At 69.8% G+C, this 23,703-nt stretch carries 17 protein-coding genes; 12 read left to right on the top strand and 5 right to left on the bottom strand.

Annotated features, from left to right (window positions below):
* Positions 1-209: 209 nt before the first annotated feature.
* Positions 210-2,714, bottom strand: coding sequence for a glycoside hydrolase family 2 protein (locus tag Dac01nite_RS01245; protein ID WP_203652963.1), 2,505 nt, complete (start codon positions 2,712-2,714; stop codon positions 210-212).
* A gap of 180 nt (positions 2,715-2,894) precedes the next feature.
* On the opposite strand from Dac01nite_RS01245, the gene pflB reads away from it, so the two are divergent.
* From pflB to Dac01nite_RS01220, 6 genes are all read left to right on the top strand, one after another.
* Complete coding sequence (gene pflB / locus Dac01nite_RS01240; RefSeq protein WP_203652962.1) at positions 2,895-5,180, top strand: formate C-acetyltransferase; 2,286 nt, start codon at positions 2,895-2,897, stop codon at positions 5,178-5,180.
* A gap of 12 nt (positions 5,181-5,192) precedes the next feature.
* Positions 5,193-6,008, top strand: a complete 816-nt coding sequence (gene pflA, locus Dac01nite_RS01235; protein ID WP_203652961.1) for a pyruvate formate-lyase-activating protein — start codon at positions 5,193-5,195, stop codon at positions 6,006-6,008.
* Positions 6,009-6,362: 354 nt separating this feature from the next.
* The gene (locus Dac01nite_RS01230) at positions 6,363-7,745 is read left to right on the top strand and encodes an L-lactate MFS transporter (RefSeq protein ID WP_203652960.1); all 1,383 of its coding nucleotides are present in this window, start codon (positions 6,363-6,365) and stop codon (positions 7,743-7,745) included.
* 5 nt (positions 7,746-7,750) lie between these two features.
* Positions 7,751-7,879 carry an MFS transporter small subunit gene (locus Dac01nite_RS12145; RefSeq protein WP_275404499.1) on the top strand — a complete coding sequence of 43 codons (129 nt, stop codon included), beginning with the start codon at positions 7,751-7,753 and terminating at the stop codon, positions 7,877-7,879.
* 122 nt (positions 7,880-8,001) lie between these two features.
* A complete protein-coding gene (adhE, locus tag Dac01nite_RS01225; protein ID WP_203652959.1) occupies positions 8,002-10,725 on the top strand; it encodes a bifunctional acetaldehyde-CoA/alcohol dehydrogenase in 2,724 nt (907 codons plus the stop codon).
* A 215-nt stretch (positions 10,726-10,940) separates the two neighbouring features.
* Positions 10,941-11,153 carry a hypothetical protein gene (locus tag Dac01nite_RS01220; protein WP_203652958.1) on the top strand — a complete coding sequence of 71 codons (213 nt, stop codon included), beginning with the start codon at positions 10,941-10,943 and terminating at the stop codon, positions 11,151-11,153.
* Here the strand turns inward: Dac01nite_RS01220 and Dac01nite_RS01215 are convergent, their stop codons facing one another.
* Positions 11,154-12,521: an ion channel protein gene (locus Dac01nite_RS01215; RefSeq protein ID WP_239066441.1), complete on the bottom strand. Its 1,368-nt coding sequence runs from the start codon at positions 12,519-12,521 to the stop codon at positions 11,154-11,156.
* 78 nt (positions 12,522-12,599) lie between these two features.
* On the opposite strand from Dac01nite_RS01215, the gene prfB reads away from it, so the two are divergent.
* The 5 genes from prfB to smpB all read left to right on the top strand — a co-directional run bounded on the left by prfB (position 12,600) and on the right by smpB (position 17,498).
* Positions 12,600-13,715 carry a peptide chain release factor 2 gene (gene prfB, locus Dac01nite_RS01210; RefSeq protein WP_203652957.1) on the top strand — a complete coding sequence of 372 codons (1,116 nt, stop codon included), beginning with the start codon at positions 12,600-12,602 and terminating at the stop codon, positions 13,713-13,715.
* Between the two features lie 267 nt (positions 13,716-13,982).
* Positions 13,983-14,675: a cell division ATP-binding protein FtsE gene (gene ftsE / locus Dac01nite_RS01205; RefSeq protein WP_203652956.1), complete on the top strand. Its 693-nt coding sequence runs from the start codon at positions 13,983-13,985 to the stop codon at positions 14,673-14,675.
* Positions 14,675-15,586 carry a permease-like cell division protein FtsX gene (gene ftsX, locus Dac01nite_RS01200; RefSeq protein ID WP_203652955.1) on the top strand — a complete coding sequence of 304 codons (912 nt, stop codon included), beginning with the start codon at positions 14,675-14,677 and terminating at the stop codon, positions 15,584-15,586. Before ftsE ends, ftsX begins: the two co-directional genes overlap by 1 nt.
* Complete coding sequence (locus Dac01nite_RS01195; protein ID WP_203652954.1) at positions 15,583-16,965, top strand: M23 family metallopeptidase; 1,383 nt, start codon at positions 15,583-15,585, stop codon at positions 16,963-16,965. Before ftsX ends, Dac01nite_RS01195 begins: the two co-directional genes overlap by 4 nt.
* A gap of 71 nt (positions 16,966-17,036) precedes the next feature.
* Entirely contained in the window at positions 17,037-17,498 is a 462-nt protein-coding gene (smpB, locus tag Dac01nite_RS01190) for an SsrA-binding protein SmpB (RefSeq protein ID WP_203652953.1), read from the top strand.
* A gap of 59 nt (positions 17,499-17,557) precedes the next feature.
* Here smpB and Dac01nite_RS01185 read toward each other — a convergent pair whose 3' ends face one another.
* The 3 genes from Dac01nite_RS01185 to Dac01nite_RS01175 form a co-directional block, all read right to left on the bottom strand.
* Entirely contained in the window at positions 17,558-19,213 is a 1,656-nt protein-coding gene (locus Dac01nite_RS01185) for an HNH endonuclease (protein WP_239066506.1), read from the bottom strand.
* A gap of 231 nt (positions 19,214-19,444) precedes the next feature.
* Positions 19,445-20,407: a serine hydrolase domain-containing protein gene (locus Dac01nite_RS01180; protein WP_203652951.1), complete on the bottom strand. Its 963-nt coding sequence runs from the start codon at positions 20,405-20,407 to the stop codon at positions 19,445-19,447.
* A gap of 22 nt (positions 20,408-20,429) precedes the next feature.
* Positions 20,430-23,012, bottom strand: a complete 2,583-nt coding sequence (locus Dac01nite_RS01175) for an MMPL family transporter (RefSeq protein WP_203652950.1) — start codon at positions 23,010-23,012, stop codon at positions 20,430-20,432.
* A gap of 135 nt (positions 23,013-23,147) precedes the next feature.
* Here Dac01nite_RS01175 and Dac01nite_RS01170 point away from each other — a divergent pair, with 135 nt between their 5' ends.
* A complete protein-coding gene (locus Dac01nite_RS01170) occupies positions 23,148-23,699 on the top strand; it encodes a TetR/AcrR family transcriptional regulator (RefSeq protein WP_203652949.1) in 552 nt (183 codons plus the stop codon).
* Positions 23,700-23,703 lie beyond the last annotated feature (4 nt).

Raw genomic sequence — 23,703 nt, 5'->3', positions numbered from 1 at the left:
CCCCTTTAGGTGAATTCGCGCGCCCCCTCGTTGGGACGCATTGCCACCCTAGCCCCCTGCGAAACCTTTCGACAGACTCGCTGATTACGATTTGGTGACGATCGCGAATCGTTTCGAACGCGATCGTCGTCCAGCGCTCCACGCGGCCCCTGAACGCGCCACCGCCCGGCGTCCGCGCGTCGCGGAGGCCGGGCGGCGGCGGGTGAGAATCACCCCACCAGAGAGTTCACGCTCACCAGCACACGGTCCGCCAGGAAGGCCTCGGGGTCGACCTCTGCCTCGCACGAGATGCGGAACACGTGGGACTGCTCGGCCACCAGGGTGACCAGCGCATCGTCCGCCTGGGCGTCGGGGTGCACCTTGTCCGCGAGCACGGTCAGGTCGCGCACGAGGCCGTGGGCGGCGACCGTCACCTCGTAGCCGCCGGGGGCTCGCACGGCCGATGCGCGGTACGGCGCCCGCTCGTACGCGACGTCCTTGTCCTCCGCGAACACGTGCAGCCCGCGCACGTGGTCATCGTCCCCGGGGTACCCGGCGTCTGCCACCAGCACCTCGGCGCTCGCATCGGCCGTCTCCAGGACGTGCCCGGGCACGGCGAGCGTCGCCGTCGAGCGCGGCTCGACCGCCAGGTGAGCGGTCGCGACCGCCAGCTCCGTGCCGTCGAGCGACATGCGCGTGAAGGTCAGGGTCTCGGACCATGCCTGATCGGTGTCGTTGACGGCCACCAGGTGCGTGGCGCCCTCGGGGTCGAGGCCGCCGTCCGCGCCGCGCGGCTGGAAGGTCAGCAGGCGAGGGGCGAACACGTGCTTGAGGGCGTACCACAGCGGCTTGGGCCGCTCGTCGCCGTCCACCGCGGCCCACGACGTGACGGGCCAGCAGTCGTTGAGCTGCCACACGATCGCGCCCGCCGTCTGCGGCCACCACGAGCGGTAGTGCGCGATGCCGAACTCGATCGCGCGCGCCTGGTTCAGGGAGGTGGCCCAGTGCCACTCCTCGAAGTCGCGGCCCGCAGGCAGGTGGGCGGCCAGCCCGCCATTGAGCTTGTCGTTGCCGTGGTCCGCCTTCTGGTGCAGCAGCCAGCCCTCGGAGTCCTGGCGGCGCTGGTCCTCGGGTAGCGACCGGGTCACCGTGGCCCACGTCGCGGGGCCCTGGAAGCCGAACTCGGACATGAACCGCGGCACGTAGCTGCGGTAGTGCGTGTAGTCGAGGCGGTTCCACACCTCCCACTCGTGCGAGGTTCCCCACGCCTTGTCGTTGGGATGGACCTCCTCATGGGTGTGGAACGGGCTGTAGGGGGAGGAGGGCGTGTAGAAGCGGGTGGGGTCCAGCTCCGCGACGATCTCCGGGAGGATCTCCTCGTAGTACTTCAGTCCCCAGGTGCCGTCCCCGCCCACCTTCTCCGGCCATCCCCAGTCGCACCAGCCCCAGATGTTCTCGTTCGAGCCGTTGTACATGACGAGCGACGCGTGGGGGGTGAGCCGTGCGACGTTCTCGCGAGCCTCGGCACGCACCTCCTCCACGATCGGGGAGCCCTCCGCGTACGCGGCGCAGGCGAAGGGGAAGTCCTGCCACACCATCACGCCGCGCTCGTCGCAGAGGTCGTAGAAGTCCTCCGTCTCGTAGATGCCGCCGCCCCAGATGCGGATCAGGTTCATGTTCGCGTCCACGGCCTGGCCGATGCGACGGGCGAGCCGCTCCTTGGTGATGCGGGTCATGAGGTGATCGTCCGGGATCCAGTTGGCGCCCTTGACGAACACGGCCTGGCCGTTCACCACGTAGGTGAAGCCCGCGCCGTCGCCCTCGTTCTCGACCACCACCTCCACGGACCGGAAGCCGATGCGCCTCGCGTAGCTGTCGAGCAGCTCGTCCGAGGAGTGCAGGTCCACCGTGAGGTCGTACAGGCGTGCCTCGCCGTAGCCGTGGGGCCACCACCGCTCGACGTCAGGGATCTCGAGGGTGACCACGCCGGCGGTCTCGCCGGCGGGGATGGCGACGCTGGCCTCGATGCCGGCCGCGCTGGCGTGGACCGTGAGCGGCTCGCTCGAAGCGCGCTCGACGTCGACATGGATCTGGACGGTGCCCTGCGTGCCGTCGACCGTCACCAGGGGACGCACGGCATCGAGGCGCGCGGTGCGCCATCGCTCGATGCGCACGCCCTTCCAGATGCCGGCGGTCTGCAGGTCCGGACCCCAGTCCCATCCGAACGAGCACGCCATCTTGCGGATGGCGTGGTACGGGTGCGGGTACGGGCTGGGGCGGAAGCCCACCTCGTCCTGCACGCCGTTGGCGTACTCGAGCGCGGACGCGAAGTCGACCTCGAGGGCGTTCGCGCCGCCGCGGATGAGCTCCCGCACGTCGAAGCGGTAGGAGCGGTGCATGTTCTTGGTGCGCGCGACCTCGGTGCCGTTGAGCCGCACGGTCGCCACGGTGTCGAGACCGTCGAACACCAGGTCCACCCGCTCGCCGTCCGTCGCGGGCGTCGCGGCGAACTCGGTCGCGTAGCGCCACGAGCACGTCCACATCCACTCAAGGGCCTTCTCGTTGCGGTCGAGGTAGGGGTCGGGGATGAGCCCGGCACGCAGCAGATCCACATGGGTCGAGCCAGGAACCTCCGCCGGGACGGTCGCTCCCGCGACCTCCTGAGGGGCGTCGCCGCCAAGGTGGGTGAGGGACCAGCCCTCGTGCAGCGGGTTGGCGACGAGCGTGACGGCCATGGCACTCCTCTGTGGATCGTGTCGAAACGTTACGGAACAGCGCGTCCAGTGTGCCAGAACGGGCGAGGGCCGAAGGTCCCGGAACCGGCCATGGTGGCGGACGTACGGTCGCAGTATCGACGGTGACCGCTCCACCCGAGCGGCATCGCCGCCTCAAGCCCTACCGGGAGGAGCCCCATCATGACCGTCACCGACACCACCGCACAGGCCGCAGGAGACACCGCGGACCAGGCCGCTCACGCGAGCGAGTGGCGTGGCTTCTCGCGCGGCCCGTGGGCGGACGCGATCGACGTCCGCGGCTTCATCCAGACCAACTACCAGCCGTACGAGGGCGACGCGTCGTTCCTCGCCGGGCCCACCGAGCGCACCATCCGCGCCTGGGAGTCGATCACGGCGCTGTTCCCGCAGGAGCGCGCCGAGGGCGTCTACGACATCGACGCCACCACGCCCTCGTCCATCACGTCGCACGCGCCCGGATACGTCCGTGAGGGCGAGGACGTGATCGTGGGCCTGCAGACTGACGCGCCACTCAAGCGCGCGATCATGCCGTTCGGGGGCTGGCGCATGGTCGCGAACGCCCTGGAGACCTACGGCTATCCCGTGGACCCGCAGCTCGAGAAGACCTTCACTGACTACCGCAAGACCCACAACGCCGGCGTGTTCGACGTGTACCCGCCGAACGTGCGCGCCGCGCGCCGCTCCCACATCGTCACCGGACTGCCGGACGCGTATGGCCGCGGACGGATCATCGGCGACTACCGCCGCGTGGCCCTGTACGGGGTGGACGCGCTCATCGCCGCCAAGAAGGCTGAGCGCGCGCTGCTCGACATGGAGCGCTCCACGGAGGACGTGATCCGCGACCGCGAGGAGACCGCCGAGCAGATCCGCGCCCTCCAGGAGCTCAAGGCGATGGCGGCCAGCTACGGCCACGACATCTCTGGTCCCGCCGCGACCTTCCGCGAGGCGGTCCAGTGGCTCTACTTCGCGTACCTGGGAGCGGTCAAGGAGCAGAACGGCGCCGCGATGTCCCTGGGCCGCACGTCGACGTTCCTGGACATCTACGCCGCACGCGACCTCGCCGCAGGGGAGATCACGGAGGAGCAGGCGCAGGAGATCATCGACGACTTCGTCATCAAGCTGCGCATCGTCCGCTTCCTGCGGACGCCCGAGTACGACGCGCTGTTCTCCGGCGACCCCACCTGGGTGACCGAGTCCATCGGCGGCATCGGGGACGACGGGCGTCCGCTCGTGACCCGCACCTCGTTCCGCTTCCTGCAGACCCTGTACAACCTGGGCGCGGCGCCCGAGCCCAACCTCACGGTGCTCTGGTCGGAGGGCCTCCCGCAGGGCTTCAAGGAGTTCTGTGCGCAGGTGTCGATCGACACCTCGTCGATCCAGTACGAGTCGGACGAGCTGATCCGCTCCCAGTGCGGCGACGATGCGGCGATCGCCTGCTGCGTGTCCGCGATGGCGGTCGGCAAGCAGATGCAGTTCTTCGGCGCCCGCGTCAACCTCGCGAAGGCGCTGCTGTATGCGATCAACGGCGGCCGCGACGAGCTCTCCGGAGCGCAGGTCGCACCCGTCAGCACGCCTCTCACGGCGGAGGTGCTCGACTACGACGAGACGCTCGCCGCCTACGACCGGCTGCTGGACTGGCTGGCCGAGACCTACGTGGACGCCCTCAACTGCATCCACTACATGCACGACAAGTACGCATACGAGCGCCTCGAGATGGCGCTTCACGACAAGGAGATCCTGCGCACCATGGCGTGCGGCATCGCCGGACTGTCGGTCGCCGCGGACTCGCTCAGCGCGATCAGGTTCGCCACCGTCCGCCCTGTGCGCGACGAGACGGGACTGGCCGTGGACTACGAGGTGGAGGGCGAGTACCCGACCTTCGGCAATGACGACGACCGTGTGGACGACATCGCGGTCGAGCTGGTGCACCGGTTCATGGACAAGGTGCGCGCCCAGCCCACCTATCGGGGCGCAAAGCACACGCAGTCCGTGCTGACCATCACCTCGAACGTCGTCTACGGCAAGCACACGGGCCACACGCCCGACGGCCGCCGCTCGGGCGAGCCGTTCGCGCCGGGAGCGAACCCCATGAACGGGCGTGACCGACACGGCATCGTCGCCTCGGCCCTGTCCGTCGCCAAGCTGCCGTACGAGGACGCTCAGGACGGCATCTCGCTGACCACCACGGTGGTGCCAGCAGGGCTGGGCCGCGACAAGGCGGAGCAGGTGCGCAACCTCGTGGGAGTGCTGGACGCGTACACCGTCTCCCACGGCTTCCACATGAACGTCAACGTGCTGAACCGCGAGACGCTCGAGGACGCCATGGAGCACCCCGAGAACTACCCCCAGCTGACCATCCGGGTCTCCGGATACGCCGTGAACTTCGTGCGGCTCACCAGGGAGCAGCAGCTCGACGTCCTGTCCCGCACGTTCCACGGCAGCCTGTAGGAGGCGGCGATCATGTCAGTCCCCACTGCCACGTCCCCGGGCGCCACCCCCGACATCGACTGCGCGGACCAGGAGCTGCGTGCCAGCCTGCGCAACCCAGGTGAGACCGGGTCCATCCACTCCTGGGAGCTCGTCACCGCGGTCGACGGCCCGGGCACCCGTCTCACCTACTTCCTGGCCGGCTGCCCCCTGCGCTGCCTGTACTGCCAGAACCCGGACACGTGGCAGATGCGCAGGGGAGAGCGCCAGAGCGTCGAGCAGGTCGCCAGGCGCATCGAGCGATACGCCCACGTGCTGCGCACCACGGGTGGCGGGGTCACCCTCTCCGGCGGGGAGCCGCTGCTGCAGGCCCCGTTCGTGGAGGCCATCTTCGAGGAGTGCAAGCGGATGGGCGTCCACACCGCGCTCGACACCTCCGGCTTCCTGGGGGCGCGCGCCTCCAACAGGCTGCTGGCGAACACGGACCTGGTGCTGCTGGACGTGAAGTCCGGCGACCCGGAGACGTACCGCAAGGTCACCGGCCGGCCGCTGCAGCCCACCCTCGACTTCGGTGAGCGGCTCAGCGCGCAGGGCATCCCGATCTGGATGCGCTACGTGCTGGTGCCGGGGCTCACTGACGATGAGCAGTCCATCCAGAAGGTGGTCGAGTACGCGCGGTCGCTGTCCTCGCTGGAGCGCGTCGAGGTGCTGCCGTTCCATCAGATGGGGCGCGAGAAGTGGCGGGCCCTGAACGAGCCGTACGCCCTCGAGGACACCGAGCCGCCCAGCCCCCAGCTGGTGGCGCGAGTGCGCCGGCAGTTCGCTCGCGCGGGGCTCGCCGTCTACTGAAGGACCGATGCGGGGAGGCGGCGTAGCGGGCAGGCGCTGCGGTCGCTCCTCGACGGCTCCCACTCGCCTCGGGGCTGACGGTGAGCCGTTCGCCGTCACGGATCATCCGCGCGCGCCGCTCGACGCGGCGCCGCCAGCGCCGGTCCTCTCGACCGTCAGGAACGCGACCATCCTGGCCGAGCGGAGAGTTCCGTCGCGAGGTCCGTCGCGAGGTCCGTCGCGAGGCGAGGTTCCGCGTGGCGGGCGCCTGTCCTGGACCGGGCAGGTCGATGGGCCCTTGGTCCCGCCGCGAGGGCCAGCGGGCGCACCACGATGGTGGGAACACGCGAGACGCGTCCCGAATGGAGAACAACGATGTCCCTCTTGTCACGAGAACGAACGGTCGCGCCGGCCGGATACAACCGATGGCTGGTCCCGCCGGCCGCGCTGGCGGTCCACCTGAGCATCGGCCAGGTCTACGCGTTCAGCGTCTTCAAGGACGCCCTCATCGAGCGCTTCGACGCGTCGCACACCCAGATCGGCATGATCTTCTCCATCGGGATCGTGATGCTCGGCCTGTCCGCGGCCTTCGGGGGCCGGTGGATGGAGCGCACCGGTCCGCGCGCCACCATGGTGGTGGCGGCCTTCGCGTGGGGAGGAGGCTTCGCGCTCGCCTCCCTGGGCATCTCGGTGGGCCAGCTGTGGCTGGTCTACCTGGGCTACGGAGTGCTGGGCGGCATCGGCCTGGGACTGGGATACATCTCGCCCGTGTCGACGCTCATCAAGTGGTTCCCGGACCGGCCCGGCCTGGCGACGGGGCTGGCGATCATGGGGTTCGGCGGCGGCGCCATGCTGGCCGCGCCGCTGTCGCAGTTCCTGCTGGGTGCGTACGCGGACACCGAGGCCGAGGCCCTGGTGCCCGCCTTCCTGACACTCGGAGCCCTGTACTTCTCCTTGATGCTGCTGGGCGCGGCCGTGGTGCGCGTTCCCCCCAAGGGCTGGCTTCCCGAGGGCTGGGAGCCCGCGCAGCACCGCACACGGCTGTCCTCCGGCGGCCAGGTCAGCGCGCGCAACGCCATCAAGACGGTGCCGTTCTGGCTGCTGTGGATCGTGCTGTTCACCAACGTCACCGCGGGCATCGGCATCCTCGAGAACGCCAAGCCCATGATCGAGGACTACTTCCCCCAGATCACCGCCGCGGCGGCCGCCGGGTTCGTGGGACTGCTGTCGCTCGCCAACATGGCAGGGCGCATCGGCTGGTCCAGCCTGTCCGACGTGATCGGACGCAAGCTCACGTACGTGATGTACCTGGGCGTCGGCGCGCTCGCCTACACGGCCGTCGCGCTGTTCGGACCCACGTCGATCGTGCTGTTCGTGCCGCTCGTGGTCCTCATCATCAGCTTCTACGGGGGCGGCTTCGCGACCATCCCGGCGTACCTCAAGGACGTGTTCGGCGAGTTCGAGGTGGGCGCGATCCATGGTCGCCTGCTGACGGCCTGGTCCGCCGCCGGCGTCGCTGGGCCCCTGATCATCAACTCGGTGCTGGACGCGCTCGAGGGACAAGGGCTCGAGGGTGCGGATCTCTACCGGCCGTCGCTGCTCGTGATGGTGGGAATCCTCGCCGTCGGGTTCGTCGCCAACATCCTGGTGCGGCCCGTCGCCGCCCGCTGGCACGAGCACGCCGACGCCGTGCCCGATCACGAGCGCCACCACGCACAGGACGAGCCGGCCGCAGCGCTGGCCGGAACGAAGGGATGACACCCATGAGCAACCAGACCCCCCGGCGCACCGGCAACCCCCTCGCGATCGTCCTGTGGGTGATCGTGGGAGCGGGCCTCGTCTACGGCGTCAGCCAGACCGTCATCAAGGCATCCGCCCTGTTCACGGGCTGATACGCCACCCAACCGGGACCGAAGTCCCCGGGACCTACGCCCCGCGAGACGGGCATCGGCCGGGCCTACCGTCGGAAGTAGTCAGGGCGCGCCCGGTGCCCTCCCTCGGAAAGGTTCTCGACATGACCGCCACCGCCCCCTCAGCGACCACCCCCACCGTGGCCGAGGAGATCGACCGCCTGGTCGCCAACGGCCTCACGGCGCTCGACGCGTACTCCGCGTTCACCCAGGACGACGTCAACCTCATCGTCAAGAAGGCCTCCGTGGCCGCCCTGAACCAGCACGGCGACCTCGCCGTGCTCGCGGTCGAGGAGACCGGTCGCGGCGTGTTCGAGGACAAGGCCGTCAAGAACATCTTCGCGTGCGAGCACGTCACCCACTCGATGGCTCCCATGAAGACCGTGGGCGTCATCAACGAGGACCCGCTGCTGGGCATCACCGAGATCGCCGAGCCCGTGGGCGTCGTGTGCGGAGTGACCCCCGTCACCAACCCCACGTCGACCGCGATCTTCAAGGCGCTGGTCGCCCTGAAGACCCGCAACCCCATCGTGTTCGCGTTCCACCCGAGCGCGCAGAGGTCCTCCGTGGCGGCGGCCCGCGTGGTGCGCGACGCCGCGATCAAGGCAGGGGCGCCCGAGCACTGCATCCAGTGGGTCGAGAACCCGTCCATCGAGGCCACCAACGCGCTCATGAAGCACGACGGCATCGCGCTGATCCTCGCCACTGGCGGCAACGCGATGGTCAAGGCGGCCTACAGCTGCGGCAAGCCCGCCCTGGGCGTGGGCGCCGGCAACGTCCCGGCGTACGTCCACGAGTCCGCCAACCTCAAGCGCGCGGTCAACGACATCGTCATCTCCAAGGCCTTCGACAACGGCATGGTGTGCGCATCCGAGCAGGCCGTGATCCTCGACGCCTCGATCCGCGAGGAGGCGCTCACGCTGTTCGAGCGCCTGCACGCCTACCGGGTCGACGCGGCTCAGAAGAAGCAGCTCGAGGAGTTCATCTTCGGCGTCGCCGCGAACGGCGAGAACTGCGCGGGCGCCAAGCTCAACCCCGCGGTCGTGGGCAAGTCGCCCCAGTGGATCGCGCAGCAGGCAGGCTTCGAGGTGCCCGAGGAGACCTCGATCATCCTCGCCGACGTGGCCGAGGTGGGCGTGAGCGAGCCGCTGACGCGCGAGAAGCTGTGCCCCGTGCTCGCGGTCCTCACCGCTGACTCCACCGAGCAGGGCCTGCTGTACGCCGAGCAGATGGTCGAGTTCCACGGGCTGGGCCACTCGGCCGCGATCCACGCGACCGACGAGGCGCTCATCCGTGAGTTCGGCACCCGCGTCAAGGCCATCCGCGTGATCACCAACTCGCCCTCCAGCCAGGGCGGCATCGGCGACATCTACAACGCGTTCCTGCCGTCGCTGACGCTGGGCTGCGGCTCCTACGGCCACAACTCGGTGAGCAACAACGTCACCGCGGTGAACCTCATCAACGTCAAGCGCATCGGCCGGAGGAACAACAACATGCAGTGGTTCAAGGTGCCGTCCAAGACGTACTTCGAGCCCAACGCGATCCAGTACCTGCGCGACATGGAGGGCGTCGAGCGCGTCACCATCATCACGGACGCGACCATGACGCGCATCGGCATCGTCGACAAGGTCCTGGACGTGCTGAACCGCCGCGCCAACCACATCTCCGTGCAGATCATCGACGACGTCGAGCCGGAGCCGTCCGTGACCACGGTCAAGAAGGGCGCTGAGGTGCTGCGGGCGTTCAAGCCGGACACCCTCATCGCCGTGGGCGGTGGATCCCCCATGGACGCCGCCAAGGTGATGTGGCTGCTGTACGAGCACCCCGAGGTCGACTTCTCCGACCTCAAGGAGAAGTTCTTCGACGTGCGCAAGCGCGCCTTCACGTTCCCCAAGCTGGGCGAGCTCGCGAAGCTGGTGTGCATCCCCACCACCTCCGGCACCGGCTCCGAGGTCACCCCGTTCGCCGTCATCACGGACACGGAGACCGGCCGCAAGTACCCGCTCGCGGACTACGCGCTGACGCCCACCGTGGCCATCACGGACCCGGTGCTCACCGCCCAGCTGCCCGCCCGCGTGGCCGCTGACTCCGGCTTCGACGCCCTCACGCACGCCACCGAGGCGTACGTGTCCGTCTACGCCAACGACTTCACCGACGGCATGGCCCTGCAGGCCATCCGCCTCGTGTTCGAGAACATCGAGGAGTCGGTGACGGTGGGTGGCAGCGCTGAGAAGGCCCGCGAGAAGATGCACAACGCCGCGACCATCGCCGGCATGGCGTTCGGCAACGCCTTCCTGGGGCTGGTCCACGCGATGAGCCACGTGACCGGATCGATGTTCCACGTCGCCCACGGCCGCACCAACGCCATCTACCTGCCGCACGTGATCCGGTACAACGGCCAGGTCCCCACCAAGCCCACCTCGTGGCCCAAGCAGGAGTCCTACGTGGCCCCGGAGCGCTTCCAGGAGATCGCGAAGATGCTGGGCCTGCCGTGCTCCACCCCGGACGAGGCCGTCGAGGCCTACGCCACCGCCGTCGAGGAGCTGCGGGACAAGGTGGGCATCGAGAGGTCCTTCCAGCAGGTGGGCGTGGACGAGGGCGACTTCATCGCGTCGCTCGACACCCTCGCGATGAACGCCTACGAGGACCAGTGCGCCCCCGCCAACCCGCGCCTGCCCATGCTGGCGGACATGAAGGTGATGATGGAGGCCGCCTACTACGGCGTGCGGTACCAGGACATCAAGAACCGCGCCGTCACGGCCACCTCCGCCACCGCGAAGGCCGCCGCTCCCACCAAGAGGTCGCGAGCCTCCAAGGCTGCGAAGTAGGGCGCGCGCGGGGCGTGTGATCCACGCCGCCCGCCTCGCCCGCCGTCGCCGGTCCGGACACAGCCGGCACGTCCGAGGCCCCGGTGCTCACCGCACCGGGGCCTTCGCGCGTCCGTGCGCACGAGGCGGCCGGGCGGCAGGTGCCCGGACGATGCGATGGAATGCCAGGCGCGGGACGTCGGTTGGGATGGGTGAACCGACCAGAGGAGACAGAGATGAACGCCATGCGCAAGAAGGCTGCCGCCCTGCTGGGTGCCGGAGTGCTGACCCTGGGCCTCGCCGCCTGTGGAGACGCGGACGCCGGTGACGTGGTCGACGAGGCGACGGCAGAGGTCAGCGAGGCCGCAGACGAGGCAGAGGACGCCATCGACGACGCGGTGGACGAGCTCGACGAGCAGCACGACGAGAACGCCGACGACGGCGAGTAGTCAGCCAGCCTTCACGTCGTGAGGGTCGACCTCGTCCTCGGGGTCATGGACGAGCATCTCGGGGCTCGCGGTCACGATGAGCCAGACGGGCAGCATGATCAGGCACAGCGCCGGCAGCAGCTCGATCTCCCCGGACACCGCCACCGCGATGAACAGCGCGAGCCAGCCGTCGCGGCCGATCGCGAGGACGGCTCCCAGCACGCCGCACGCGACCGCGATCAGCACCGGCAGGTCGGGGACGAGCGACTGCACCACGAGCCCGGCGGCGGCGCCGATGAACACGGCCGGGAAGATCCGGCCGCCTCGGAAGCCCGCCGCCGCCGCGATCACGAGCGCGACGGTCTTGATCACGGCGAGCAGAACGAGGTGCCACGTGGACATCTCGTCCGCCGTCTGCACCAGCTGGCTGGTCTGCGCCGCTCCCTTGAAGAGCGTGATGGGGCCGCCGATCGCTCCCAGGATCCCGAGGACGAGGCCGCCCAGCGTCGCGTAGAGCACGGGGCTGCGGAGGGTGCGCAGCAGTCGCCACAGGCGGGGCATGGCCCACGCTCCCGCGATGCCCAGCGCCGCGGCTGCGAGCGCCGCGACAGCGCCCCACAGCAGCTGCACGAGGGTGACCTGCTCGAAGCCCTGCCCCTCGGTGGCGTCGAGCGCCACGCCCAGCAGATCCGCCGTCAGCGCGGCTGCAGCCGCCGCTGCGACGGGCGCGAACAGTCGGTCCCACAGCAGCCCGCCGCGCTTGGCGCCTGCGACCACCTCGGTGAGCAGCAGGGCGGCCGCCACGGGAGATCCGAACATCGCGCCCAGCATTCCGGCAGCCGCCATCATCAGCGCCATCTCGACGGTGACGTGCTTGGCGAAGCGTCGCGTGAACCACACGGAGATCGCGATCGCGATGGCGATGATGGGGCTCTCCGGTCCCAGGCTGACGCCGCCGGCGAGGCCCAGGATGAGCGCGAGGGCGACGCCCGGCAGCGCGGACAGCGGCAGCGGCGGAGCGATGAGCTCGACCTTCGCGGGATCGTGGCCACCGTGACCGGGCGCGTAGCGCAGCACGAGCCCCACGGCCGCGCCGGTCGCCGTGAGCACGCCGATGATCCACCATGCGGCATCCGGCGCGACGCCGATCCATTCGGGGAGGCGCTCCCAGAGCGCATGGTCGAGGACCTCCGCGAGCTCGTCGATGGCCCACAGCAGCACGCCTGTCATCACGCCGATCAGCAGCGCGGGCAGCGTGAGCGCCATCAGCACGCGCTGCACGGAGCGGCTCGGGGCCTGCGTGGCCGATGCGAGGGTGCCTGCGGGTTGCGAGGCTGCGCCGTCGCCGTCCGCGCTGGACGCCGCGCCGGAACCGTCTGCTGAGGCCATGGGAGTGAGCATACGAGCATCGCCCCAGGCTCGGCGGGTGCCGAGCCCGTGGTGCTCCGACGGCTAGACTCGACTGTCGTGGATACTGACTTTCCGGCCGAGATCGCAGCGCTGCGCGCCACCTTCGAGCAGATCGAGGCCGTATCCGACCCCGAGCGGCTGCGAGCGCGCGTCGAGGACCTCGAGCAGCAGGCCTCCGCGCCGGACCTCTGGGATGACCAGGACAACGCGCAGGCCGTGACCCAGCAGCTCAGCGTCGCGAACGGCGAGCTCGAGCGCCTCGCGTCCTTCCGCAGCCGGATCGACGACCTCGAGGTGCTGGTCGAGATGGCCGTCGAGGGCGACGACGCGGACACTCTCGCGGAGGCCGATGCGGAGCTCGTGAAGCTGCGCACGGACCTGTCCGCGATGGAGGTCCGCACCCTGATGACGGGGGAGTGGGACGAACGCAACGCGGTCGTCACGATCCGTTCGGGAGCGGGCGGCGACGACGCCACGGACTTCGCGGAGATGCTGCTGCGCATGTACCTCAGGTGGGCCGAGCGTCATGGCTACGCCACCAAGGTGCTGGACACGTCCTACGCCGAGGGCGCCGGCATCAAGTCCGCCACCTTCGAGATCAACGCGCCCTACGCCTTCGGCATCCTGTCCGTCGAGGCCGGGACGCATCGCCTGGCCCGCATCAGCCCGTTCGGCTCCGCGGACAAGCGCCAGACCAGCTTCGCGGCGGTCGAGGTCATCCCGCTCATCGAGTCGACGGACCACGTCGAGGTGCCGGAGACGGACATCAAGGTCGACGTGTTCCGCTCCTCCGGTCCCGGTGGCCAGTCCGTCAACACCACGGACTCCGCGGTGCGCATCACCCACCTCCCCTCCGGGATCGTGGTGTCGATGCAGGACGAGAAGTCGCAGATCCAGAACCGCGCCGCGGCGATGCGCGTGCTCCAGTCACGGCTGCTCCTGCTCAAGAAGGAGGAGGAGGCCGCGCAGAAGAAGGAGCTCGCGGGCGACATCAAGGCGAGCTGGGGGGACCAGATGCGCTCGTACTTCCTCTACGGCCAGCAGCTCGTCAAGGACCTTCGCACCGGCCATGAGGTGGGCAACCCGCAGATCGTCTTCGACGGCGACCTCGACGGATTCATCGACGCCGGGATCCGCTGGCGCCGTCAGCAGCAGGCTCAGAGCGCCCAGTAGGTCGCCCCGGGGACGGCTGTCCTGGCGATTCCTCACCCCGGAGCGGCACCCAGCGCCGATGCGCGGGGGGCCGCCGCACCTGACTCGCCTGGCACATCGGCGGTGCGCTCGCCGCGCGGCTCTGCCGGCGAGGCATGCCTCCTCTGATGCCCGCGTCGAGCATGTGACCCATCTCGCACCGTTGCCCCGGCGCGCCTCCGGGATGGGGCGTGCGGGCCTTCTTAGTCTGCTGAGGGAGCGCGAGTCCGTCCCCTCGCGCCTGGAAGCATGATTCGACTCGATACCGTCAGCAAGGTCTACACCCGTGGTGCACGGCCTGCGCTCGACAACGTCTCGGTGGAGATCGAGCGTGGCGACTTCGTGTTCCTCGTGGGCTCCTCCGGCTCCGGCAAGTCCACCTTCCTCAAGCTGATCCTGCGCGAGGAGCGCCCCACCGCGGGCGACGTGTACGTGGCCGGACGCCACCTCAACCGGCTCTCCAGCTGGCGCGTGCCCCACCTGCGCCGCGAGATCGGCGCGGTGTTCCAGGACTTCCGGCTGCTGCCCAACAAGACCGTGTACCAGAACGTGGCCTTCGCGCTGCAGGTGATCGGCAAGTCCAAGCGTGAGATCCACCAGAACGTCCCCGAGATGCTCGAGCTCGTGGGCCTGGCGGGCAAGGAGCGGCGGCTGCCGCACGAGCTCTCCGGTGGCGAGCAGCAGCGCGTCGCGATCGCGCGCGCCTTCGTCAACCACCCACCCATCCTGCTGTGCGACGAGCCCACCGGAAACCTCGACCCCGGCACGTCCGTGGGCATCATGCGCCTGCTGGACCGCATCAACCGCACCGGAACCACGGTGCTGATGGCCACGCACGACGACGAGATCGTGGACCAGATGCGCAAGCGCGTGATCGAGCTCAAGGGCGGACATCTGGTGCGCGACCAGGATCGCGGCGTGTACGGGCTGGAGACGGTCTGATGCGCCTGAGGTTCATCATGGGCGAGGTCTGGACGGGACTGCGCCGCAACTCCACCATGGCGCTGTCGGTGGTGCTGGTGACGTTCGTGTCGCTGACCTTCGTGGGCGCGGCCGCGCTCACCCAGATGCAGGTGCAGCAGCTCAAGGACGCCTGGTACGGCAAGGTCGAGGTGTCGATCTTCCTGTGCCCCGAGAACTCGCTCTTCGAGCAGTGCGCGGGCGGCGCCGTCACGACGGTCCAGGAGGATGAGATCCGCGCCGTCCTCGAGGAGGGCTCTGTGTCCGACCTCGTGGACGAGGTCTACTACGAGACCCGCGAAGAGGTGTTCGAGAACATCGTGGCCGCCGATTCCACGGGCGTGTACTCGCAGCTGGACGCCGCGGACCTGGGTCCGGTGTTCCGCGTGAAGCTCGCGGACCCCGAGCAGTTCCAGGTGGTCGCGGACGCGACCTCCGGGCTGGCCGGCGTCGAGGAGGTCAAGGACCAGCGCGAGGTGTTCGACCAACTGTTCACCTTCCTCAACGCCGCGACCTTCGTGGCCGCAGGCCTCGCCGCCGTGATGATGCTCGCCGCCGTGCTGCTGATCACCACCACGATCCGCCTGAGCGCGCTCAGCCGCCGCCGGGAGACCACGATCATGCGGATGGTGGGCTCCTCGAAGAGCCTGATCCAGATGCCCTTCATGCTCGAGGGCGCCGTCGCGGCGACGGCCGGCGCGGTGCTCGCGATCGGCGGGCTGTGGCTCGGCACGCGCTACCTGGTCGAGGACTGGCTCACCGGCTCCATCGCGTGGGTCGACTACGTGGGCCGTGAGGACGTCTGGACCGTGGCCCCGTGGCTGGTCGCGATCGCCGTGGGGCTGGCGGCGCTCGCCTCGCTCGTGACCCTCGGAAGGTACACGCGCGCATGACCCACACCCGCCGCCTCGCCGCCATCGTGGCAGCGATCCTCGTGGTCGCTGTCATGGGCGGCTACGCCGTGGGCACCGCGGCCGCGCTCGGCGACGCATCGCTGCCCGGATCGGTGCGCGCCGACGACATCGACGACCTCGGCGACGAGATCGACGGCTATCAGGACCAGATCGACCAGACTCAGGCCGAGCGTGACGCCGCGCAGCGGCGGGCCGACGAGCTCTCGCATGCGCTCGAGAACACCGACGCGAGGATCGTCGAGGCTGATGCCAAGCTCAGAGACCTCAACGAGCAGCTGCCGGCGCTTCAGGAGGCGCTCGAGATCGCCAACCAGAAGGTCGAGGCGGCGGTGGTCCAGCAGGGCATCGTCGCGGACAAGCTGGCGGCGGCCGAGGCGCAGGACCAGGCCATCTCCGACCAGATCGCCGCCGACGAGGAGCGCACCGCCGATCTCGAGGCCCTGGTCGCCGCGATCGCGCGGGAGACCTACAAGGGCGACGACGCCACGGCGAGTCTCGACATCGTCTTCGGAGCCACCGATGCGCGCTCGTTCGTGGACGAGTACACCGCGCAGCAGAGCGCCTCGCGCGTGCAGTCCAACACCCTCGCGGAGCTGGACGAGATCGCGGCGGTCAACCGCAACCGCGGCACCCGCCAGGAGGCGGTGCGGGAGTACATCGCGGAGCTCAAGATCGAGGCAGACGCGCTCGTGGTCGAGCTCGAGGGGCTGCGGGACATCGCGCAGGAGAAGAAGGACGACGTCCAGGCGCTGCTCGACCGGCAGGAGGAGCTGCGCCAGTACCTCGAGTCGCAGCGCGCCACCTTCCTGGCGCAGCAGGAGGAGAACGAGCGGCTCCAGCAGCAGCTGCGCAACCGCGTGCTCGACCTCGTCCAGAAGAAGGCGGACTCGGAGGAGGCGCTGAAGGCGGCTCGCGAGGCTGCGGCCCAGCAGGGCGGCAAGCTCAACGATGGCTACCTCTCCTTCCCGACGAAGGTGCCGTACAAGACGTCCTCGTTCGGGATGCGGGTGCACCCGATCTACGGCTACGCGCGCCTGCACGCCGGAACGGACCTGCGTGCGTATTGCGGCACGCCCATCTATGCGTCCGCCAGCGGCACCGTGCAGTGGGCGACGTGGCAGGCGGGCTACGGCAACCAGGTGCTGATCGACCACGGCTATGTGGGCGGCAAGTCGCTCATCACCAACTACAACCACCTGTCGCGGTTCGCGGTGAGCTCCGGGCAGACAGTCGCGCGCGGGGACCTCGTGGGGTACTCGGGCAACACCGGGTCCTCGACGGCGTGCCACCTTCACTTCGAGGTGTACGTCAACGGCAACGTGGTCGACCCGGAGAGCCTGCTTCCGTCCTTCCCGTGACCCGGCCGCAGCGGGCCATCGCCTAGACTCGTACCTCGTGTCCAGCCACACGTGAGTCGAGGAGGTGAGTGATGGCAGACGAGATCAAGGTGATCGCGACCAACAGGTCTGCGCGTCACGACTACTTCATCGATCAGACGTATGAGGCCGGCATGGTGCTGCAGGGCACCGAGGTGAAGGCGCTGCGCATGGGCCGGGCGTCCATTGGCGACGGCTACATCCACATCGACCGTGGCGAGGCGTGGATCGAGAACATCCACATCCCGGAGTACGTCCAGGGCACGTGGACCAACCACACGCCCCGCCGCAAGCGCAAGCTGCTGCTGCATCACGCCCAGATCGACGAGCTGATGATCAAGACCCGTGAGAAGGGCTTCACGATCGTCCCGCTCAAGCTGTACTTCGTGAAGGGCCGCGTCAAGATCGAGATCGGCATCGGCCGCGGCAAGAAGCTGTACGACAAGCGCCAGACGCTGCGCCAGAAACAGGACGATCGCGAGGCCCAACGCGCCATGAGCCTGCGCAAGGTGTAGTAGGCGCGGCCTGCCCTCGAGCGCTGCGTGCTGAGCGCTGCGTACTGAGCACCGAGCTGCTAGCCGGCTCGCGCGGGAGTACGGGCGCGGCTCAGCGCGCGTTCCACCGGCGAGGCGCACCGCCCCCGGGCCCAGACCCGGGCGGTGGCGCCAGCAAGGACCTGAGTGCCCGACGACGCTGGGACGGCCGCGTCCCGCGGATCCCCGGCGCGACGGGCTGTGCCCGGCTGCCGCGCGGCCTGGTATCGCTCCGCTCGATGAGCCGTGGCCGTCGATGCTCGTTCACGCTCCGTGACCGACGTCGGTCCACGCACCGTCAGCGAGCCCGGTGGCTCCGGTGGCACAGGTGCGTCGAGGGGATCGACGAGATCCTGCAGCTGCGCCGGCCCGACGGCGACCGGTTCGGGTGCGGTCATGGCGCATCGTGCTCCGGTGTCGTGTCCCGGCGGCGCCGGCGGTGCCGGCGGGGTGGTGGTGTCGTCGGGTGGCGGGAGGCTGTCGAAGAGTTGGCGGCCGCCGGGTCGCCGTCGGCGTTCAGGGTCCACCGTGGCTGGCGGCGTGAACCACACCTCGGTGGTGGTGGCATCGATGATCCAGTGGTCGCGATGGATGTCGTGGTGACATCGCACGCACAGCAACACACCGTTGTCCATGTCCGACCGGCCGCCTTGCGACCAGGGAACGATGTGGTGAGCATCGCACCAGCTCGGCGGCGCACCGCACATCGCGCAGCCGCCGTCGCGCTCGACCAACGCGAGCCTCTGGGCGTGGGTGAACTGGCGATGGCGACGACCGTGGTCGAGCACCACCGACGGACCATCCATGACCTGTGGGAGTATTCCGGCCGCGGCAGCCATCCTGCGCAACGTCCCGGCGTCGACTCCTGCAGCGAGCCCGTCCACGGACGCTCCTGCGAGCCCGGTGCGAAGGTCCTCGACCTCCGCGCGGAGGACGAGCGTGACCCCAGAACGCGGAAGCACGTCCACCTCGCAACCGGCGAGGTGGCGGGCGAAGTCGCCCATCGCATCGGCACGCACCTGCTCAGGGGTGCGCTCGTCGACCACGACCGCGTGACCGGCCTTCCGTGCGTCCTGCATCTGCGTGCGGGTCCGGAAGCTCTGGGTCACCATCGCCTGCATCACCGCGATCAGCGGCGCACCGTTCTCAGGATCGAGTTGCCCACGCACGAACACCATCCCATCCGGGGTCTCCCCGATCCGCAGGAAACGCCGTTCACGACGGCTACGCGCCAACTCTTCACGATGGGCGGCATCCAGACGTTCCTCGGTGCGGGTGATCAGACCCGCCAGGCGTTCGATCCGCATGAACCGGGCCGCCTCCACCAGCTCCCGTTCGGCCCGCGACAACGCCTCAGGCTCGACTCGGTCGCTGATGCGGCGCAGCATCCGCAGGATCATCGACGCGGCCTCCGCGCTGAGCCGTCCAGCATTCACGGCAGCCGCTACCACCGGAAACACCACCGCAGGCTTGGGATCCTCAGCCGTACGCGACGCCGCCGCATTGTCGCCACCGGCACGCTCGGCGTCCCGCAGCGCCTCACCGAGCTCGATCAGCCGTCCGGCCTCCGCCGTCGATCCACCTGTCTGCGCCGACACCAATGCCCGCTCATCCCCGCCTCCGCGGCGCCGCGCCAGCCCCACCTCACGGGCCGTGGCACGGGACCGTGCCGCCTGCTCGGCAGCCACGACCGCCATCATCCGATCCACGTCCCGACGCACCGCCCCGATGGCGGCACCCACAGCGACCAGGTCATCATCCGACAGCGAGCTCACACGCCCATGCGTCACCTCACGACCCGTCACCAGAGCACCCCGCACGCGCGCCTCCCACGACCCACCACCCACGGCGTGGGACACAGGAAGCGGAGCGGCTGCCTCGGTCATGAACCCATCACACCAGAGGGGCCTGACATCGCCCACGGTGGTCTACGGCGAGAGCGCCTCCAGCGACCGGAACCCGGCGTCATCGACGCTCATCGCGGTGGCGGAGACGATCGCCACGGCGGTCTCACGGGCACGGTCGACGCCCACCCAAGACGCGAAGCCCCCGGTGCGGCCGTTGTGCCAGACCACCTCGCGTCCCCGCACGGAGGTGGTCAACCAGGCCGCGCCGATGCGTGAGCCGCCCGTCGCATCGGCCCTCGCCTCGAGCGCGCCGATGCCCGGCGCGCTCCGCTCGACGAGCCCGTCGAGCAGCGCCGCGAGGTCCGCTGCCGTGCAGCGCACGCCGCCCGCGGGTCCGATGGCGTCGCCCACCCACGCGGCGTGAGGGCGCCCGCCCCGCGAGCGGCCGGTGAGCGACTCGGGCCTCAGGTCCGCCTCGCGCACCGGGACGTGCGCGCGGGTCATCCCCAGTGGCTCGAGCACCCGCTCGCGCAGCACGCCCGGGAAGCAGTCGCCCGCCGCTCGCGCGAGCGCTGCCCCCAGCAGTTCGAACCCGAGGTTCGAGTAGACGAACCGGTCTCGCCCGATGCGGGCATCGGCCGCCTGGTCCAACAGGTCCGCGACGCTGTCGCCGTAGGGATTCTCGCCGTGGCGCCACATGCGCCAGGTGCGCCGGGCGAGCGAGCGCTCGCCGGGCATCGGTGGCTGGGACGGCAGCCCCGAACGATGCGACGCGACCGCGCCCAGGGTCAGCGGCGCATAGGACGCCTCGGGGCGTCCCAGCGCCCCGCCCAGCGTGGTCCCGAGCGACACCTCGGCGCGGTCGATCGCCTCGTGCAGCAGCAGGCCGGTGAGGCCCTTCGAGACCGAGCCGATCTCCGCATCGGCCGTGTCCGGTACCCCATACGCGGCCCACGACGTCGACCCACCGGCGCGAGCCGCGACCAGCACTCGATCATGCCTCCGGTGGAGGCGGGCGCGGATCGCATCGAGATCGGGGCTCATGCGACCACGCTAGGCACGCGCGTCAGGCCTTGGCGTCCTCCTCGCGGACGGTTTCCGCGGGGACCGGGTGCTCGCGCTCCAGCGCCGCGCCCTCGACGTCCACATTGGGGACGATGCGGTCGAGCCAGCGCGGCAGCCACCATGCCTTCTCGCCCATGAGGTGCATCAGGGCAGGCACGATCAGCATGCGCACCACGAAGGCGTCGAGCAGGACGCCCACCGCGAGCCCGAAGCCCATGGGTCGGATGGTCGAGATGTGGGAGAAGATGAACCCGCCGAACACGGAGGCCATGATGATCGCGGCGGCGGTCACGACCGCACGGCCGTGACGCATCCCCAGCACCACGGACGTGCGCGCGTCGTTGCCGTGCACGAAGGCCTCGCGCATGCCGGAGGTCAGGAACAGCTGGTAGTCCATGGCGAGGCCGAACAGGATTCCGGTGAGCATGATGGGCAGGAAGCTCAGGATCGGGCCCGGGTCATGCACGCCGAACAGGTCTCCCAGCCAGCCCCACTGGAACACCGCGGTGGTGGCACCGAAGGCCGCGAAGAGCGACAGCACGAAGCCGCCGGTGGCGACCAGCGGCACCAGCAGTGAGCGGAACACGATGATGAGGATGATCAAGGACAGGCCCACGACCACCGCGAGGTACACCGGGAGGGCCTCGGACAGCTTCTCCGAGATGTCGATGTTGCCGCTGGCGGAGCCCGCGACACCGAGCTCGGCGCCGTCGATCAGCGCGTCGTCGGACTCGAGGGGCGACTGATCGCGCAGCGTGTGGACCAGCACCTCGGTGGACTCGCTCGAGGGGCCCTCGGCGGGGATCACCTGGAACGCGAGGAAGTCGCCGTCCTCGGAGACTCCGGCGGGGGCCGCGGCGACCACGTCCTCCTGCTCCATGAACGCCGAGGTCAGGGCGGCCTGGGCCGCGAGCTGCTCCTCCTCGGCGACTGCCTGAGGCAGGCGGGCGGTGACCAGCAGCGTCCCGTTGACGCCCTCGCCGAACTTGTCGTCGACGGTGGTGTACGCCTGGTACTGCGTCGAGTCCTCGGCCTCCTGGGTGCCGTCGGGCAGCCCCAGGCGCATGGAGAAGAAGGGGATCGAGACGATCGCGAGCGCGCCTGCGGCCACCGCGAAGCGCACCACCGCACGCCACGTCTTCATGGGCTGCGCGGGCTTCTCGGCGTGGTCGGGAGAGCCGATGCTCGCTCGAGCCTTCTTGCCGAGCACCTTGGTGCCGGTGAGGCCCAGCACGGCGGGAGTGAGCGTGATGGCCACGAGCACGGCGACGAACACGCAGAACGCGGCCACGGAACCCATGACCGAGATGAAGGGGATGCCGGAGATGTTGAGCGCCAGCAGCGCGATGAGCACCGTCGCGCCGGCGAACACCACCGCGTTGCCGGAGGTGCCGTTCGCGAGGCCGATGGACTCGTGCACGTCCATCCCTGCGCGCACCTGCGTGCGGTGGCGGTTGATGATGAAGAGCGAGTAGTCGATGCCGACGGCGAGCGCGAGCATGACGCCCAGCACCGGCGTGACGGAGGACATCTCGAAGCTTCCGGACAGCGACAGCGAGGCGGCCACGCCCACGCTCACGCCCACGAGCGACGTGATGATGGGCTGGATGGCCGGCATGAAGGCTCGCATCATGACGATCAGCACGATGAGCGCGATCGCCACGCCCACGATCTCGCCCACGCCGAGGATCCCGTCCACCGAGGTGGCGAGGTCCGCGGAGAAGTAGACCTCGACGCCGTCCAGCGGCATCGCGGAGACCTCGTCGATGACGCCGTCCTTGCTGGACTGAGGGAGGTCGAGCGCGCCCACGTCGAACTGCACGATGCCCAGGGCGGCGGAGCCGTCCTCGGACACCGTTCTGAGGGCTGAGGCGTTCGTGGCGAGCTCCTGACCCAGCGCGAGCTGCTCGCTCTGGGCGGCGAGCTCCGCCTCGCCCGCGTCGAGCTCCGCTGCGCCAGCGTCGAGCTCAGCCTGCTGCTCGGCGAGCTGGGCGCGGCCCTGGTCGATCTGCTCCTGCTGGGCCTCGAACTGGCTCGCGGCGGCGTCGAAGGTCCCGGCGTCCTGGGCCTGCGCGATCGCGGCGTCCAGCTGTGCCTGTCCCTCGTCGAGCTCAGCGGCGGCCTGGTCCAGCTGGTCCTGGCCCGCGGCGAGCTGTTCGCGTCCCGCCTCGATCTCTGCGGCGGCGCCGTCGACCTGCGCCTGACCGTCGGTGAGCTGCTGCTCCTGCGCCTCGCGGTCGGCCTGGGTGGCGAAGGGGTCCACCACGGCGGTGACGTGCTCGACGTCGAGCGCGGCGGCGAGCGCCGAGGAGACCTGCTCCTCCTGCTCCGCGGTGAAGGCGGAGCCGTCCTGAGTCTCGAACACCACGCGAGCGTTGGCGCCGGACGCGGCGGGGACCTCGTCAGAGAGCTCGGCGGCGACGCGGTCCGTCTCGGTGCCTGGAATCGAGAAGCTGTCGGTGAGGGTTCCGCCGAAGGCGAGGAACGATCCGGCAGCGAGGCCCAGCGCGAGCGCCCACGCAAGGATCACGCGGATGGGGTGGAGCGCGGACGAGCGACCGAGCCGGAACAGGAAGTGGGCCACGTCAGAGCCTTTCTCAGGGGTGGGGACGAGTGAGCGGCGACGATGCCTGGCGTCAGTGTATCCCGCGAGAGCGAGATATTCGACAGTTGTTGGTTAACAGTTGCCCACGGGCAGTTGCGCGGGCACACTGAGCGCATGGACGCCCGCATCGTTCGCACTCGACGCAGCCTGCAGCAGGCGCTGTTCGACCTCGCTCGCGAGAAGGGGATCGACCACGTGGCCGTCGGCGAGATCGCGGAGCGCGCCGGGGTCAACCGGTCCACCTTCTACCAGCACTACTCCGACAAGGAGACGCTGCTCGCCGACGCGTTCGACCTGGTGGCGGAGGAGGCCGGTGCGCAGCTCGAGGGCATCGACGAGCAGTCCGCGGATCCGCCCCGCGCCCTGGTGGACTTCCTCGCCCACATCGACACGCACGCAGACCTGTACCGGCGGGTGTTCCTCGAGCCCGGCTATGGCGTGGTGCTCGCTCGGCTGCGCGAGCACATCCATCGCGCCGTGCACGGCGCCGCGCAGGAGAGCGCGCGCAAGGATCCCGAGGTCCCGCTCGACGTGCTCGCCGCGGGCGTGGCGGGCTCGATCATCGGCGTGATCGGCGCATGGCTGGGGCGGGAGCCGCACGCCAGCGTCGACGAGGCCGCGCTGTGGGTGTGGCGCGTCCTCCTGGGGCCGGCCGACGCCACCTGAGGCG

The organism is Demequina activiva (assembly GCF_016862815.1).
Classification (GTDB): Bacteria; Actinomycetota; Actinomycetes; order Actinomycetales; family Demequinaceae; genus Demequina; species Demequina activiva.
This window is presented reverse-complemented; position numbering and strand designations above follow the sequence as displayed.